Below are 14149 nucleotides of genomic sequence, written 5' to 3'. Positions count from 1 at the left end.
GCTTAAAAAATGCTTTTTGACGATACCTACAAAACCATTGAAAAACCAACCGAGAGCATATTTCGCGATCGGGGCAGTAAGTTCCTGGGCTTTGCTTATCCTATAAATTCTGATAACGATATTAAAGGCATAGTAGCCAAACTTAAAGCCGAGCACCCCAAAGCCAATCACCATTGCTGGGCTATGCGGTTAAGTATCAACAGGTCGGTATTCAGGGTTAATGACGATGGCGAACCGTCTGGTACTGCCGGTCGGCCTATCCTCAATACGCTGCTTTCAAAAGACATTACCAATGTACTGGTTGTGGTGGTGCGTTATTTTGGCGGCACGCTGCTTGGCGTTCCGGGGTTAATAAACGCCTATAAGGTTGCTACTGAAGAGGCACTTAAACAGGCCGTTATCATCCATAAAACGGTCAATGATATTTACACCTTTTCGTTTGAGTATCTGCAAATGAACGACGTAATGCGCATTATTAAAGAAGATAGCCTGGATATTATTAGTCAGCAGTTTGATAACGACTGTAGCATCCAGCTTTCTATCCGTAAAACGCAGGTTGAGCAAACGTTATTGAAGATGAGTAAGTTAGATGGTGTAACTGCCAAGTATAACTATAGCCTGTAGTTTTAAGCCCGATTGTGTGGTATTATGTTAATGTTATATTAGCTCAATAATGCCTTTTTAATTCCTGATTTGTGGCATAAATGACTATTTTAGTGCGTTATGCAATCTTTTGAAATCGATAAAACAGACCTGCTTCGCATTAAAACCGCCCTTGAAGGCGATGATGCTGATTTAGAGGTAGTTTTGCAGGGGTACCACGCTTCTGAGATTGCCATATTGTTTGAAAAGCTTCCACAAGAGGCCAAAGAACGGATCATCAACATTCTTCCTACCGACATTGCGTCCGAAGTAATATCTGAAATGGACGAGGAGCACCATCCCGGTGAGCTCCTGGTTAACCTGCATCCCGAAAAACGATCTGAGATTGTTGAGGAACTGGATTATGATGATGCTACAGACATTATTTCGCAACTGGATGAAGATCAGCAGCATGAGATCTTAAAAGATATTGACCAGGAAGATGCCAGCAGCATCCGCGCGTTATTAAGTTACGACGAGGATACTGCCGGTGGTTTGATGAACTCCGAGATCATCCGGGTAAACATCAGCCTTGATAAAAAGGGCGCGCTTGATGCCATCATTCACCAATCCGAAGAAATGGAGGAGCTTTATACCATTTACGTGGTTGATGAGCACGAGATACTGAAAGGCATTCTATCCATAAAAACGCTGATAAAGGCCCGGGCCGATGCCTTGGTAAGCGAGTTGGTGCAAACCAATTTTGTATACGTAAAGGCCGATGTTGACCAGGAGGAGGTTGCCCGCCTTATATCGCAATATAACCTTACCAGCATACCCGTTGTAGACGATGGTATGAAGCTGCTTGGCCGCGTTACGGTTGATGATATCATCGACGTAATGGAGGAAGAGAACACCGAGGATATCTTGAAGATCTCGGGTGTATCTGAAGATGAAGAACTAAGCGGTAACTGGCAAGATGCTGTTAAAAGCCGTTTGCCCTGGTTGGTAATAAACCTGGGGACTGCGTTTTTAGCCGCTGCTGTTATCAGGCATTTTAGCGCTGTAGAAGAAAAACTGCCTGTTATTGTGGCTTATATGAGTATCATTAGCGGTATGGGCGGCAACGGAGCAACACAAGCACTGGCAGTAACAGTAAGGCGTATCTCATTAACTGATCTTTCAGATCAGCAGGCTTACCGTACCGTTTTAAAGGAGTTTTTAGTAGGGATGATAAACGGTGCCGCCAACGGTTTAATACTATTTGTGTTTGCTTATTGGTATGATGCCAACCCTATGCTGGGCCTTGTACTGTTCTTGGCCATGACCGGAAATTTAATTGTAGCGGGATTAACGGGGGCCGGTATCCCCTTGATACTGAAAAGGGTAGGGATAGACCCCGCCGTGGCATCATCCATTATCATAACTACATTTACTGATTGTATTGGGTTTTTATTGCCGCTATGGTTGGCAAGTAAGGTTTTATTGTAAATTTGAACCATTAAATTTGAACACAAAATGACTGAGGTAAGATACAACTGGACGAAAGAAGAAATAGCTGAAATTTACCATACCCCATTGCTTGACCTGGTTTACCAGGCGGCAACTATTCACCGCGAAAACAAGGATTATTCCGAAGTACAGATCAGTTCGCTGATCTCGATAAAAACAGGTGGCTGCTCTGAAGACTGTGCTTATTGTCCGCAGGCTGCCCGTTATAATACAGGTGTAAATGTACACGCTATAATGCCCAAGGATGAAGTGATTGCCGCTGCCGAAAAAGCGAAAGCCGGTGGTGCATCGCGTTTGTGTATGGGTGCAGCCTGGCGCGAAGTACGCGATAACCGCGATTTTGACAAGGTAATTGAAATGGTGAAAGCCGTTAATAGCCTTGATATGGAAGTTTGCTGTACACTGGGTATGCTTACTGAGAGCCAGGCACAACGTTTGGCCGATGCAGGTCTGTATGCCTACAATCACAATTTGGATACATCCGAAGAAGATTATAAACGCATTATTACCACCCGTACCTATGATGAGCGCCTTGATACGCTTAAACACGTACGTAAGGCAAAAATAAGCGTATGCAGCGGTGGTATCATCGGCCTGGGCGAAACCGTGGCAGATAGGATCTCGATGCTGAAAACATTATCAAACTTGCCTAAGCACCCAGAATCTGTGCCTATTAATGCTTTGGTGCCTGTTGCAGGAACACCATTGGCCGATCAGCCGAGGGTATCTGTTTGGGATATGGTGCGTATGATTGCTACAACACGTATCATCATGCCCAAAACCGTTGTACGTTTGTCAGCAGGTCGTACCGAAATGAGTGTTGTTGAACAGGCTTTCTGCTTTATGGCAGGCGCCAATTCTATATTTGCAGGCGAGAAATTGCTAACTACTCCAAATCCATCTTTTGATACCGATATGGCTATGTTTGATTTGCTTGGCCTTTCGCCGCGCAAAGCGTTTAAAAATGGAAGGCCTAATGAGGTGAAAGAGGTTGAGGTAGCTGGATAAGTGAAAACGATATAAAAATTGTCATTTCGATAGAGCAGGCGCTGGGATTGAGCCTTGGGGCGAAAGAGAAATCTTCTGCGGGATACTAAGTCCCAATTGCATCTTGTATAAGATTTCTCACTCGTACCTCGTATCGAAATGACAATTTTAGAATGTGTCATTTAGTAATGACATCTTTCTGTATGCGTTTGATAATTAGTCACGCATATTAATATACTGCAGGGGCTGACCAAAATTGTCGCTGCGGCAAAGGCTGATCACGGCTTGCAGGTCGTCTATCTTTTTAGCTTGCACACGCACCTGGTCGTCCATAATAGAAGCCTGAACCTTTAGGCCGCTGTCTTTGATCTTTTTAACGATCTTTTTGGCGGCTTCCTTATCAATTCCTTCCTTAAGGTTGATCTCCTTACGGATCATGTTGCCGGCGGCATATTGTTCTTTACCAAAATCAAGTGCGTTAGGATCAAGGTGCTGCTTAACCATGCGGCTAATGATGGAGTCCTGAATAGCCTTTAAACGCATATCGTTTTCTGTAACTATTGTTATCTGGTTTGTTTTTTTATCAAGGTCAATCGTGCTCTTCGAATCGTTAAAATCGTAACGGTTAAGGATCTCTTTTTTAGCGGTATTGATTGCATTATCAAGCGTTTGACCGTCAATTTTGCTTACTATATCAAATGTTGGCATAAGTAAATAAGTTAATAAATGTTTACAAAACTAATGTATTGTAAACATTTAAGTGTGTATTGGCTTAATTTGTTTATTTACTGCAATAAAATAAAAATCAATAAAACTGGTTTCATACCAATGAGTTAATATTAAGTTAACAAATAAATAAGCAGTTTTGTAAAAGTGGCCCCGCGGCCGGTAATTTTATGGATAAACAGGTACCATTAATAAACAGGGAAATAAGCTGGTTATATTTTAACGACAGGGTGTTGCAGGAAGCTGCCGACCCAACCGTCCCCCTCATTGAACGTGTACGCTTTTTAGCCATATTTTCATCAAACCTTGATGAGTTTTATCGCGTACGGGTAGCAACGCTTACCCGCCTGGCTGCCCTTAATGAAAAATCAAAAGAAATTTTAGGTTATAATCCCAAAAAGATCCTTAACCAGATCAAGAATATTGTAGTAAGGCAGGAGCGTAAGTTCAATAACCTGTACGAGAATATTATTGTAAAGCAACTTGCCGAAGAGAAGATCTTTTTACTTAACGATAAGCAGCTTAACGTAACCCGCGGCGCGTTTGTTAAAACCTATTTCAGGGAAAAGCTATTGGCTACGCTGGTACCCATTATGCTTGATGATAGCCTGCCGCTGCCTGAGCTGCGCGATCGTGCCATTTACTTTTTTGTAAAGCTTACCAAAAATAAAAAATCGAGGTTTGCGCTTATCGAGTTCCCGGATTCGTTATCTCGGTTTGTGGTACTTCCCGAAACTAATAACCTCAAATTTATCATCTTGTTAGATGATATTATCAGGTACAGTTTGGAGGATATATTTTTCATTTTCGATCATGATAGCATCGAAGCTTACTCCCTGCAGCTTACACGCGACGCGGAGCTTGACCTTGATAAGGAAGTAAGTGATAAATTCATCGATTCGTTATCAAAAAGCCTGCAAAAGCGTAAAAAAGGCAAGCCAATGCGCCTGCTTTATGATACCGATATGCCAATGGATATGTTAAAGTACCTGGTAACCAAAATGGGGCTGCATGGCGAAAGCCTTATTCCCGGTAACAGGTACCATAATTTTAAAACTTTTATTTCGTTCCCCAACGTTGGCAGGCCGGAGTTGGAGTTTGTTAAATATCCGCCATTAGCTGTCGAGGATTTGTCATTTGGTAAAAGCCTTATCGGGCTTATTGCCAAAAAAGATTACATGGTAAGTACGCCTTACCAATCATATGATTACATCATTCACTTTTTGCGCGAGGCAGCCATCGATCCAAAAGTTAAGGAGATAAGCATTGCCGTTTATCGCCTTGCCGAAAATTCACGGATAGTTCATGCCCTGGTGAACGCCGCCAAAAATGGTAAAAAAGTGAACTGCCTGGTTGAACTACGTGCCCGTTTTGACGAGCAAAACAATATTTCGTGGAGTAACAGGTTAGAGGAAGAGGGCGTAAATGTATTGTACGGTATACCCGGTTATAAAGTACACTCCAAAATATGCCTGGTTAGCCGCCTGGAAAAACAAAAGATAGTGAACTATGCCTGTCTGTCAACGGGTAACTTCAACGAAAAAACTGCCCGTATTTATGCAGATCATACGCTGTTTACGGCTAACAAAAAAATAACCGACGATCTGGTAGTGGTTTTCAGGGCGTTGAAAAGAAACATATTGCCAAAGGGCTTGAAAAACCTTATCGTGTCGCCTATAGATTCGCGGCCGGCTATTTATAAGCTGATAGATAACGAGATAAAGAATGCCAAAGCGGGCAAAAAGGCTTACATGATCTTTAAAATGAATAGCCTTGCCGATGAGGATATGATTGGTAAGCTTTACCAGGCCAGCAATGCGGGCGTTAAAATAAAGTTGATCATTCGCGGTATGTGCTGCCTGGTACCCGGCGAAAAGGGTTTCAGCGAGAACATTACAGTGATAAGCATTGTTGATAAATACCTGGAGCATGCCCGTGTGCATATTTACTGCAATGGCGGCAACGAATTGATCTACCTTACTTCGGCCGATTTTATGACCCGCAACATTGATAACAGGGTAGAGGTTGGTTTTCCTATATATGACGAGCATCTGAAAAAAGAGATAAAGGAGATTATCAATATTCAGCTGCATGATAATACCAAGGCGCGCGAGATAAATAGCAGCAATAATAATAAGTACCATAAAACCAACTCGGCCGAGTCGCACCGGGCGCAGATAGAAATATATAACTACCTTAAAACCAAAATTTTACCACATTGAGATACGCCGCTATAGATATAGGTTCAAACGCAGTAAGGCTGCTTATTGCCGATATAATTGAAAACACAGGTTCGGTTTCCTTTAAAAAAAACACGCTGATAAGGGTGCCTTTACGTTTAGGAGATGATGCGTTTATCCAGCACTATATTTCCGAAAAAAAGAGCGCCGACCTGGTGAAATCTATGCATGCTTTTCGTAACCTGATGGATGTGTACAAGGTTACCGATTACCTGGCCTATGCAACATCGGCCATGCGCGAGGCCACCAATGGCGAAGAGGTGGTTAAATTGATTAAAGAGGTAGCTAACATTGATCTGGAGATCATCCATGGATCAAAAGAGGCAAAGGTAATTTACGCCAGCCATGCCGATCAATCTATCGATAAAAGTAAAAGTTACCTGTATATTGATGTAGGCGGTGGCAGCACCGAGCTTTCGTTGTTTTCGGCAGGTGAATTAATGGCTTCCAAGTCATTTAATATCGGTACCATCCGCATCCTGGATAACCAGGATACCGAAGAAACCTGGAATGAGATGAAGGATTTTATCCGTGAGCATACCCGTGGCTTTAAACAGTTGCTGGGTATAGGTACCGGTGGTAATATCAATAAGCTATACAGGCTTTCCGAAGAAGAAAATGATGCGCCGATGCCGTATAATAAATTACGGTCGCTGTACACTTATCTCAATTCGTTTTCGATGAAAGACAGGATAAATGTGCTTGGTTTAAACCACGATAGGGCAGATGTTATTATTCCCGCTTGTGAAATTTATTTAACAGTAATGAAAAATGCAGGCATAAAACAGATCTATGTACCCCGTGTAGGTATGGTTGACGGTATAATTCAAACGTTAATAGATAAGAATTTAAATTCATAATTTAGTAACGTAAAAATATTTTTACAAATTTGTTTTATAATATAAAAAGTGTTAGTACATTTGTAGTGCCCCTCAAGGGCATGTTTTTCATAGGTAGATGTAGGGTCGGGTACAAGTTATTCGACCCTTTTTTATGCCCCTAAATTTACCTGTTTGTATTGTTGTTGGAGATACCATGAGGAAGAAGAAGATTGTTGTTGCAATTACAGGTGCCAGCGGTGCTATTTACGCCAACCTGCTACTAAAAAAACTTAGCCAGTTAAAAGATCAGATTGAAGAAGTTGCCATTGTAATGTCAGACAACGCCAAGGACGTTTGGCGTTTTGAACTTGATAATGACGATTTTAGAACCTTTGATTATAAAATTTTCGCTAAGAACGATTTCATGGCGCCTTTTGCATCTGGCTCGGCCAGGTTTGATACCATGGTGATTGTGCCCTGCTCCATGGGTACGCTGGGGCGTATTGCTGGCGGAATCTCTGACGATTTGATTAGTCGCGCCGCGGATGTTATACTAAAAGAACGCCGCAAACTGATCCTTGTGGCCCGTGACACGCCGCTTAATCTGATTCATATCCGTAATATGGCCACCGTTACAGAAGCCGGCGGCGTAATTTGTCCAGCCATCCCATCATACTACAGCAAACCTCAAACCATCGAAGAACTGGCCATGACGGTAGTAAACCGCATTATCGACCTTATTGGACTGGAAAACGAAAGTTACCAGTGGAACGGGATTTAATTAACTTCTCTTAGAAGTTCCATAAATTAAAACCGTAGCCAATTACGATTTCTGCTTTTGGATAGTTATTTTTAACCTATGCACGAATTATTACCCTTTGTATTAGCGCTTATTGGCCTCGTTGTTTTAATAGAGATGTTCGCCAGCAAAATCAAAGTTGCCTATCCTATATTGCTTGTAGTTGCGGGATTAGCTATTAGTTGCGTTCCTGGATTACCCCCCATTCATATTGATCCTAATATGATATTTTTTATTTTTCTGCCACCACTTTTATTTGAGGCTGCATGGTCTATTTCGCTCAAGGAGTTGAAAAAATGGTACAGAATTATTGGAAGCTTTGCATTTATTGTAGTGTTTTTTACGGCAATATCCGTTGCCGTTTTTACCAATTATTTTATTCCCGGCTTTTCGCTGGCACTGGGGTTTTTATTAGGCGGAATTGTATCGCCACCTGATGCCGTGAGTACCGGTGCCATCCTCAAATTTGTAAAAGTTCCAAAATCAACTTCATCTATTTTAGAGGGAGAAAGTTTGCTCAACGATGCTTCGTCGTTAATCATTTTCAGATTTGCAATGGTGGCAGTAGCCACCGGACAGTTCATTTGGAGCGACGCCATATTGAGTTTTAGCTGGATGATTTTGGGCGGTGCTGTTATCGGTTTGGTATTGGCGTGGCTTTTTGTTCAGGCACATAAGCGGTTGCCTACCGATGCACCATCAGACATAGTATTCACACTGATTGAACCGTATGCTTTGTATTGGGTGGCAGAGCAATTGCACAGCTCGGGTGTGCTGGCTGTGGTTTTCGGCGGGCTCTATTTATCTAATCGTCGTATGGTATTTTTAAACAGTACCAGCAGGGTTAAGGGTTTTAGTGTGTGGGAAAGTTTTGTTTTTATTTTAAATGGAATAGTGTTCATGCTCATTGGGCTTGATATGCCCGAAATTGTAAACGGATTAAAAGAAAAAGGAATACCGCTTTCTACGGCAATTCAATATGGCGTTGGCGTAACTGTTATTTTAATTGTGGTTAGGATTATTGCATCATTTGGGGCATTGATTTCAACTTTTTTATTCAGACGGGAAATATTTAAAAGAATGAACCCTAAGGGGATGTGGATGCGCCCGTTTATGCTGGGTTGGACGGGAATGCGAGGTGTGGTTTCGTTGGCATCGGCATTTGCAATCCCTATACAATTAAATAATGGATTAGAGTTTCCGCATAGGAGCCTTATCCTGTTTATCACATTTGTAGTAATACTGCTTACTTTGATTGTGCAAGGGCTTACGCTACCTTATATTTTAAAACGTACTTCTAAATTTTTCGTTGATGAAGAAAATGGTTCTGAAAAAATAGAGCTGGATTTAAAACGCAGTTTGTACGCTCATTCTGTTGGTATACTTAAAAATAAATATACAGAACAATTGCTATCAAGACCCCTTTTAGCAAGTACTTTAAATCAGTGGGAACAAAAAATGAAGGTAACTGATGAAGAAATAATGGACGGTGAACACCGCAGAATTTACATAGAACTGCTCGAACATCAACGTACTTTTATTTTAGAACAAAACAAGAACATAGATTTAGATGAAGATATTGTCAGAAAGCAGCTCTACCTTATCGATCTGGAAGAAGAGAAAATAAAAAATATGTAAAGGCGAAGTTGAATTAGCAGAGGGGCATAAGTCAACATAGACCAATTGCCATATACCTACTTCTCCCCATAAACCACAAATGCCGCGTAATCTAAAATAGCCTCCCCATCTTTATTTCTCGATAGGAATAGTTCTTCAGTTTCCGTTTTAATGGTCGCTTTGGTGGCATCATCGGCGTTGGCCATAGCTGCTACAATTGGTGCGGCTACATCAAGCATCATTTCCCAATAGCGGTCAAAACTTTTATAATCTACTTTTACACTTATCAATTTTTCGCTGGTGTTTTTAAAACCGGCTTGTTTAAAAATATCGGCAATAAACCCCGGTTTGCTGCACCTGAACATGCCGGGTGAACCGGGTAAAGGTGCAGGTAGTTCGATGTGTTTTTGAATTATACTCATAATGGTGGTTACCCAGGGGTTTAAATCGGCCCCGGCCCATACCGAAGTTGCAATTCTGCCACCCGGTTTCAAAACACGGTACATTTCTTTTGCAGCCAAATTCATATCCGGGAAAAACATAAAACCCATGCGGCAGCTTACCGTATTAAATGTAGCATCGGTAAAAGGTAATTCACTAACATCGGCAGCAACGGTTTCATAGTTTTTAATCCCTTTCGTTTCGGCATTTTCCAACGCTACCGAGAGCATATTTTCAGACAGATCGGTGCCAATAACTTTTCCATTAGGTGTTAACTTAGCAATGATGAGCCCGGGTTCACCTGTTCCTGTGGCTATGTCTAATACATAATCACCATCTTTAATTTTTAAGGCCGAAATAATAGCATCGCCAAAAGGTTTTAAAAATGCCATGTTAAACGTGTCCCACTTTTTCCATCCGGGCGAAAACTTATTCCATGATTGTTTCTGCTGCTCGCGGATCTGTTCTTGTGAAGGTTCCATAATCAGAGTTATTTATCTGTTAATGAGTTTGATGCGGTGTTGTTTTTGCTTATAACAAATATATTAATTAAGGAGATAACGATCTTTTTTTTATAGAATCATTAGGCTAATAATTAACCTCAACGTAAAAAACATTAAATCACTAACTCACTATTCACTAATTGCTTAACTTTGCGCCCTTGCAATGAATAAGAAAGTCGCTTTTTATACACTGGGCTGCAAGCTCAACTATTCCGAAACCTCGTCTATCGGCAGGCTGTTCAGCAATGCCGGGTATGATACGGTGGAATTTTCCAATACCCCCGATGTTTTTGTGATCAACACCTGTTCGGTTACCGAAAACGCGGATAAAAAGTGCAAAAAAATTGTAAAGGAAGCCCTCAAAATTTCTCCTAATGCCTACGTAACAATAGTTGGTTGTTATGCCCAGCTAAAACCGCAGGAAATTGCAGAAATTCCCGGTGTGGATATGGTACTGGGCGCGGCTGAGAAATTCCAGATCATAGATCATATTAACGACCTTACCAAGAAACCCAAGGCGGTTGTATATAATCAGCCCGTTTCTGAAGCTAACGAGTTTGTGCCTGCCTATTCCTTTGGCGACCGTACCCGTACATTCCTGAAAGTACAGGACGGCTGCGATTATTCATGTACCTTTTGTACCATCCCATTGGCTCGTGGCAGCAGCAGGAGCGATACCATTGAAAATGTTATTAAACAGGCTAATCAAATTGCAGCATCCGGCGTAAAGGAAATTGTGCTAACTGGTGTAAACCTGGGCGATTTTGGTATTCGTAACGGCCAGCGTGAAGATAAATTTTTCGACCTTGTAAAGGCGTTGGACGAGGTTGAAGGCATCGACAGGATTCGCATTTCGTCTATCGAACCAAATTTACTTACGGATGAGATCATTGCTTTTGTGGCTGTTTCAAAACGTTTTGTGCCACATTTTCATATCCCGTTGCAGTCCGGATCGGATAAGATCCTGAGCCTGATGCGTCGTCGCTACAAACGCGATCTATATGTGAACCGTGTGGAAAAAATAAAGGAACTGATGCCCCATTGCTGCATAGGGGTTGATGTTATTGTAGGTTTCCCCGGAGAAACCCGCGAAGATTTTATTGACACTTATAATTTTTTGAACGACCTTAACGTTTCATACCTGCACGTATTTACTTACTCTGAAAGGGAAAATACACTGGCCAGCGAAATGAAGGGCGTAGTACCCGGCAGCACACGTGCCGACCGCAGTAAAATGCTGCACATACTATCCGACAAAAAACGCCGTGCTTTTTACGAATCACAACTGGGTAAAACTGAGGAAGTGCTGTTTGAGGCTGAAACAAAAGAGGGCATTATGCATGGTTATACCCGCAACTACGTAAAGGTAAAAACCAAGTACGACCCTATACTCGTGAACGAGTTGAAAAAGGTGCTATTAACAAATATTTCACCAGACGGTGATGTTGAAATAACAGAGAGCGAAGAAATATTAGTGCATTAAACTCTATATTCGCTTCAAATTACAACCTATGTTTCCAACCATAACATACCTTTTACATTATCTTTTCGGTATAAATATCCCCTTGCCTATACAAACTTTCGGCTTTTTTGTGGCTATTGCTTTTATAGGCGGATACTGGGCTTTTTCAAAGGAATTTCAGCGTAAAGAGAAATTGGGTGTTATCCATTCCTTTAAAAAGACAATTACGGTTGGTAAACCTGCATCGGTAAATGAACTGGCCGGTAATGGTATTTTTGGCTTTATATTAGGTTATAAACTACTTGATTCTGTACTTAATTACAGCGCATTACTGGATAGTCCGCAGGATTTTTTATTATCGACCAGGGGTAACTGGATAGGCGGTATCATAGGCGCTGCAGCATTTGCTTACTGGGCCTATTATGAAAGCGAAAAACAAAAACTTGCCAAACCCGAAACCAAAGAAGTAACCGCGCACCCTCAAGAGCTGTTAGGTAGTATACTTTTATGGGCAGCTGTATTTGGTTTTGCTGGAGCAAAGCTATTCAATGCACTTGAAAACTGGGGCGAATTTATGAAAGACCCCGTAGGGATGCTTGTGGGCTTTAGCGGATTAACCTTTTACGGTGGCTTAATATGCGGCGGCGCGGCAGTGCTTTACATTGCAAATAAGCATGGCATTAAACCACTTGATATGCTTGATGTTGGCGGCCCCGGTATGATGCTGGCCTACGCTTTAGGCAGGGTAGGCTGCCAGATGAGCGGCGATGGAGATTGGGGAATACCCAACCTTGCTCCAAAACCGGGCTGGTTAAGCTGGGCACCGGATTGGGTGTGGTCGTTCAAATTTCCGCATAATGTTAATGACGAGGGTGTGCCAATTGCCAATTGCGTTGGTAAATTTTGTCATGAATTGGCGCAGCCGGTTTATCCAACTTCATTTTATGAATCTATTATTGGTTTATTACTATTTTGGTTTCTGTGGAGTATTCGTGATCGTATAAAATACTCAGGGATAATGTTTGGTATTTATATGATACTGGCCGGGGTAGAGCGTTTTTTAATTGAACTCATCCGCGTAAATACAAAATATACCATTGGCGGCCTTAGTTTTACCCAAGCCGAAATGATATCTACATTGATGGTAATAGGAGGCACTGCGTTAATAGTAAACGGCATAAACAAAGGTAAAAACACAGTATCGGTAAAGCATGGCTAATACGCAAAAAAGGCACAAACTGTTAAATAACGAGGTTTTTAGATTTGTGCTTTCGGCCGGTGCAGGTTTTTTGGTTGATGTATCGGCCTTTTTTCTTTTTTATCATAATTTACTTACACAACATACTTACCATATATTTTCTGTAGCTGTACGTAATTACACTATATCGTTAGCGCTTTCTTTTTTTATGGGCGTGGTTGTTAATTTTTTAATTACCCGTTTTATGGTTTTTAACGCATCTAAGTCGGCCCCACGCAAGCAATTCTTTAGGTTTATATTGGTTGCCTTTGTGGGCTTCTTTGCTAATCTGGCTGTAGTTAAAATACTTATACAGGCTTGTAATTTCAATCCTACTGTGGCACGTATATCTGCGGCGCTTAGTTTGTTTTTTGCCAGTTACTTTATTCATAAAATATTTTCATTCAGCTTATCACTAAAGAAAAATGGCACTCACCATCATATTAAAACAGGTAATTAACGTATCTAAACAAGCCGGCGACTTTATAAGGCAAGAACGTAAAACCTTCGATCCTGATAAAATTGAATATAAAGGCCTTAACGACCTGGTATCATATGTTGACAAAAATGCCGAACGCATAATTGTTGATGGCCTCAAGAAAATACTTCCCGAAGCAGGTTTCATCACTGAAGAAAAAACTACCACCACTGTTGGTGAACGTTACAACTGGATCATTGACCCGCTGGATGGTACCACCAACTTTATACATGGCTTGCCTGCATTTTCGGTAAGCATCGCGCTTAAAGAATATGATGAGCTTGTTTTAGGTGTGGTATATGAAATAAACCAGGACGAATGCTTTTATGCCTGCAAAGGTGAACCTGCTTATCTGAATGGCAAGGTTATCCACGTAAGTAATAACCCAACTGTTGCATCAAGCCTTATAGCTACCGGTTTTCCATATTATGATTTTAGCAAGCAGGATATTTACATCCGGTTATTTACAGAACTGATGAGGAATTGCCACGGTCTGCGTCGTATAGGTTCCGCCGCTGTCGATCTGGCTTATACAGCTTGTGGAAGATTTGAAGCCTTTTACGAATACAACCTTAACGCCTGGGATATAGCAGCAGGTATTGTGATAGTAAAACAAGCTGGCGGCGAAATAGTAAACTTTAAAGGTGGGAGCGAAGTATTGGAAACAAGAGAACTGTTAGCAACAAACGGTAAAATAACCGGAGAGTTGCTGGAAATGGTACAGAAGTATTTTAAATAGACAGG

Annotated in this window: 13 protein-coding genes; 11 read left to right on the top strand and 2 right to left on the bottom strand. The window is 41.5% G+C overall.

The window, feature by feature from the left end; translation table 11 throughout:
- The first annotated feature begins 9 nt into the window (after window positions 1–9).
- The 3 genes from BLS59_RS01700 (at window position 10) to bioB (ending at window position 3102) form a co-directional block, all read left to right on the top strand.
- A complete protein-coding gene (locus tag BLS59_RS01700) occupies window positions 10–624 on the top strand; it encodes an IMPACT family protein (RefSeq protein WP_091143217.1) in 615 nt (204 codons plus the stop codon).
- A gap of 99 nt (window positions 625–723) precedes the next feature.
- Complete coding sequence (gene mgtE / locus BLS59_RS01695) at window positions 724–2073, top strand: magnesium transporter (protein WP_091143213.1); 1350 nt, start codon at window positions 724–726, stop codon at window positions 2071–2073.
- A 27-nt stretch (window positions 2074–2100) separates the two neighbouring features.
- The gene (gene bioB / locus BLS59_RS01690) at window positions 2101–3102 is read left to right on the top strand and encodes a biotin synthase BioB (RefSeq protein ID WP_091143210.1); all 1002 of its coding nucleotides are present in this window, start codon (window positions 2101–2103) and stop codon (window positions 3100–3102) included.
- Window positions 3103–3297: 195 nt separating this feature from the next.
- On the opposite strand, the gene BLS59_RS01685 is transcribed toward bioB, so the two are convergent.
- Entirely contained in the window at window positions 3298–3789 is a 492-nt protein-coding gene (locus BLS59_RS01685) for a YajQ family cyclic di-GMP-binding protein (RefSeq protein ID WP_091143207.1), read from the bottom strand.
- 188 nt (window positions 3790–3977) lie between these two features.
- On the opposite strand from BLS59_RS01685, the gene ppk1 reads away from it, so the two are divergent.
- From ppk1 to BLS59_RS01665, 4 genes are all read left to right on the top strand, one after another.
- On the top strand, window positions 3978–6029 hold the full coding sequence (ppk1, locus tag BLS59_RS01680; RefSeq protein WP_091143200.1) for a polyphosphate kinase 1: 2052 nt from the start codon (window positions 3978–3980) through the stop codon (window positions 6027–6029).
- Entirely contained in the window at window positions 6026–6907 is an 882-nt protein-coding gene (locus BLS59_RS01675; RefSeq protein ID WP_091143197.1) for a Ppx/GppA phosphatase family protein, read from the top strand. Before ppk1 ends, BLS59_RS01675 begins: the two co-directional genes overlap by 4 nt.
- Window positions 6908–7082: 175 nt before the next feature.
- Complete coding sequence (locus BLS59_RS01670; RefSeq protein WP_091143194.1) at window positions 7083–7649, top strand: UbiX family flavin prenyltransferase; 567 nt, start codon at window positions 7083–7085, stop codon at window positions 7647–7649.
- Window positions 7650–7727: 78 nt separating this feature from the next.
- Window positions 7728–9305: a Na+/H+ antiporter gene (locus BLS59_RS01665; protein ID WP_091143190.1), complete on the top strand. Its 1578-nt coding sequence runs from the start codon at window positions 7728–7730 to the stop codon at window positions 9303–9305.
- A 56-nt stretch (window positions 9306–9361) separates the two neighbouring features.
- Here BLS59_RS01665 and BLS59_RS01660 read toward each other — a convergent pair whose 3' ends face one another.
- Window positions 9362–10207: a class I SAM-dependent methyltransferase gene (locus BLS59_RS01660; RefSeq protein WP_091143187.1), complete on the bottom strand. Its 846-nt coding sequence runs from the start codon at window positions 10205–10207 to the stop codon at window positions 9362–9364.
- Between the two features lie 184 nt (window positions 10208–10391).
- Between BLS59_RS01660 and mtaB the strand changes: the two genes are divergently transcribed.
- From mtaB to BLS59_RS01640, 4 genes are read left to right on the top strand one after another with little or no spacing between them, the layout of a single operon-like run.
- Complete coding sequence (mtaB, locus tag BLS59_RS01655; RefSeq protein WP_091143184.1) at window positions 10392–11711, top strand: tRNA (N(6)-L-threonylcarbamoyladenosine(37)-C(2))-methylthiotransferase MtaB; 1320 nt, start codon at window positions 10392–10394, stop codon at window positions 11709–11711.
- A gap of 28 nt (window positions 11712–11739) precedes the next feature.
- A complete protein-coding gene (locus BLS59_RS01650; protein ID WP_091143180.1) occupies window positions 11740–12909 on the top strand; it encodes a prolipoprotein diacylglyceryl transferase in 1170 nt (389 codons plus the stop codon).
- A complete protein-coding gene (locus BLS59_RS01645) occupies window positions 12902–13387 on the top strand; it encodes a GtrA family protein (RefSeq protein ID WP_091143177.1) in 486 nt (161 codons plus the stop codon). Before BLS59_RS01650 ends, BLS59_RS01645 begins: the two co-directional genes overlap by 8 nt.
- Window positions 13353–14144 carry an inositol monophosphatase family protein gene (locus BLS59_RS01640; protein WP_091143175.1) on the top strand — a complete coding sequence of 264 codons (792 nt, stop codon included), beginning with the start codon at window positions 13353–13355 and terminating at the stop codon, window positions 14142–14144. The genes BLS59_RS01645 and BLS59_RS01640 overlap by 35 nt, the downstream gene beginning before the upstream one ends.
- Window positions 14145–14149 lie beyond the last annotated feature (5 nt).

This window comes from Mucilaginibacter pineti, assembly GCF_900101875.1.
Classification (GTDB): domain Bacteria; phylum Bacteroidota; class Bacteroidia; order Sphingobacteriales; family Sphingobacteriaceae; genus Mucilaginibacter; species Mucilaginibacter pineti.
The sequence above is the reverse complement of the archived record's forward strand: the minus strand, read 5'-3'. Positions and strand labels throughout refer to the sequence as shown.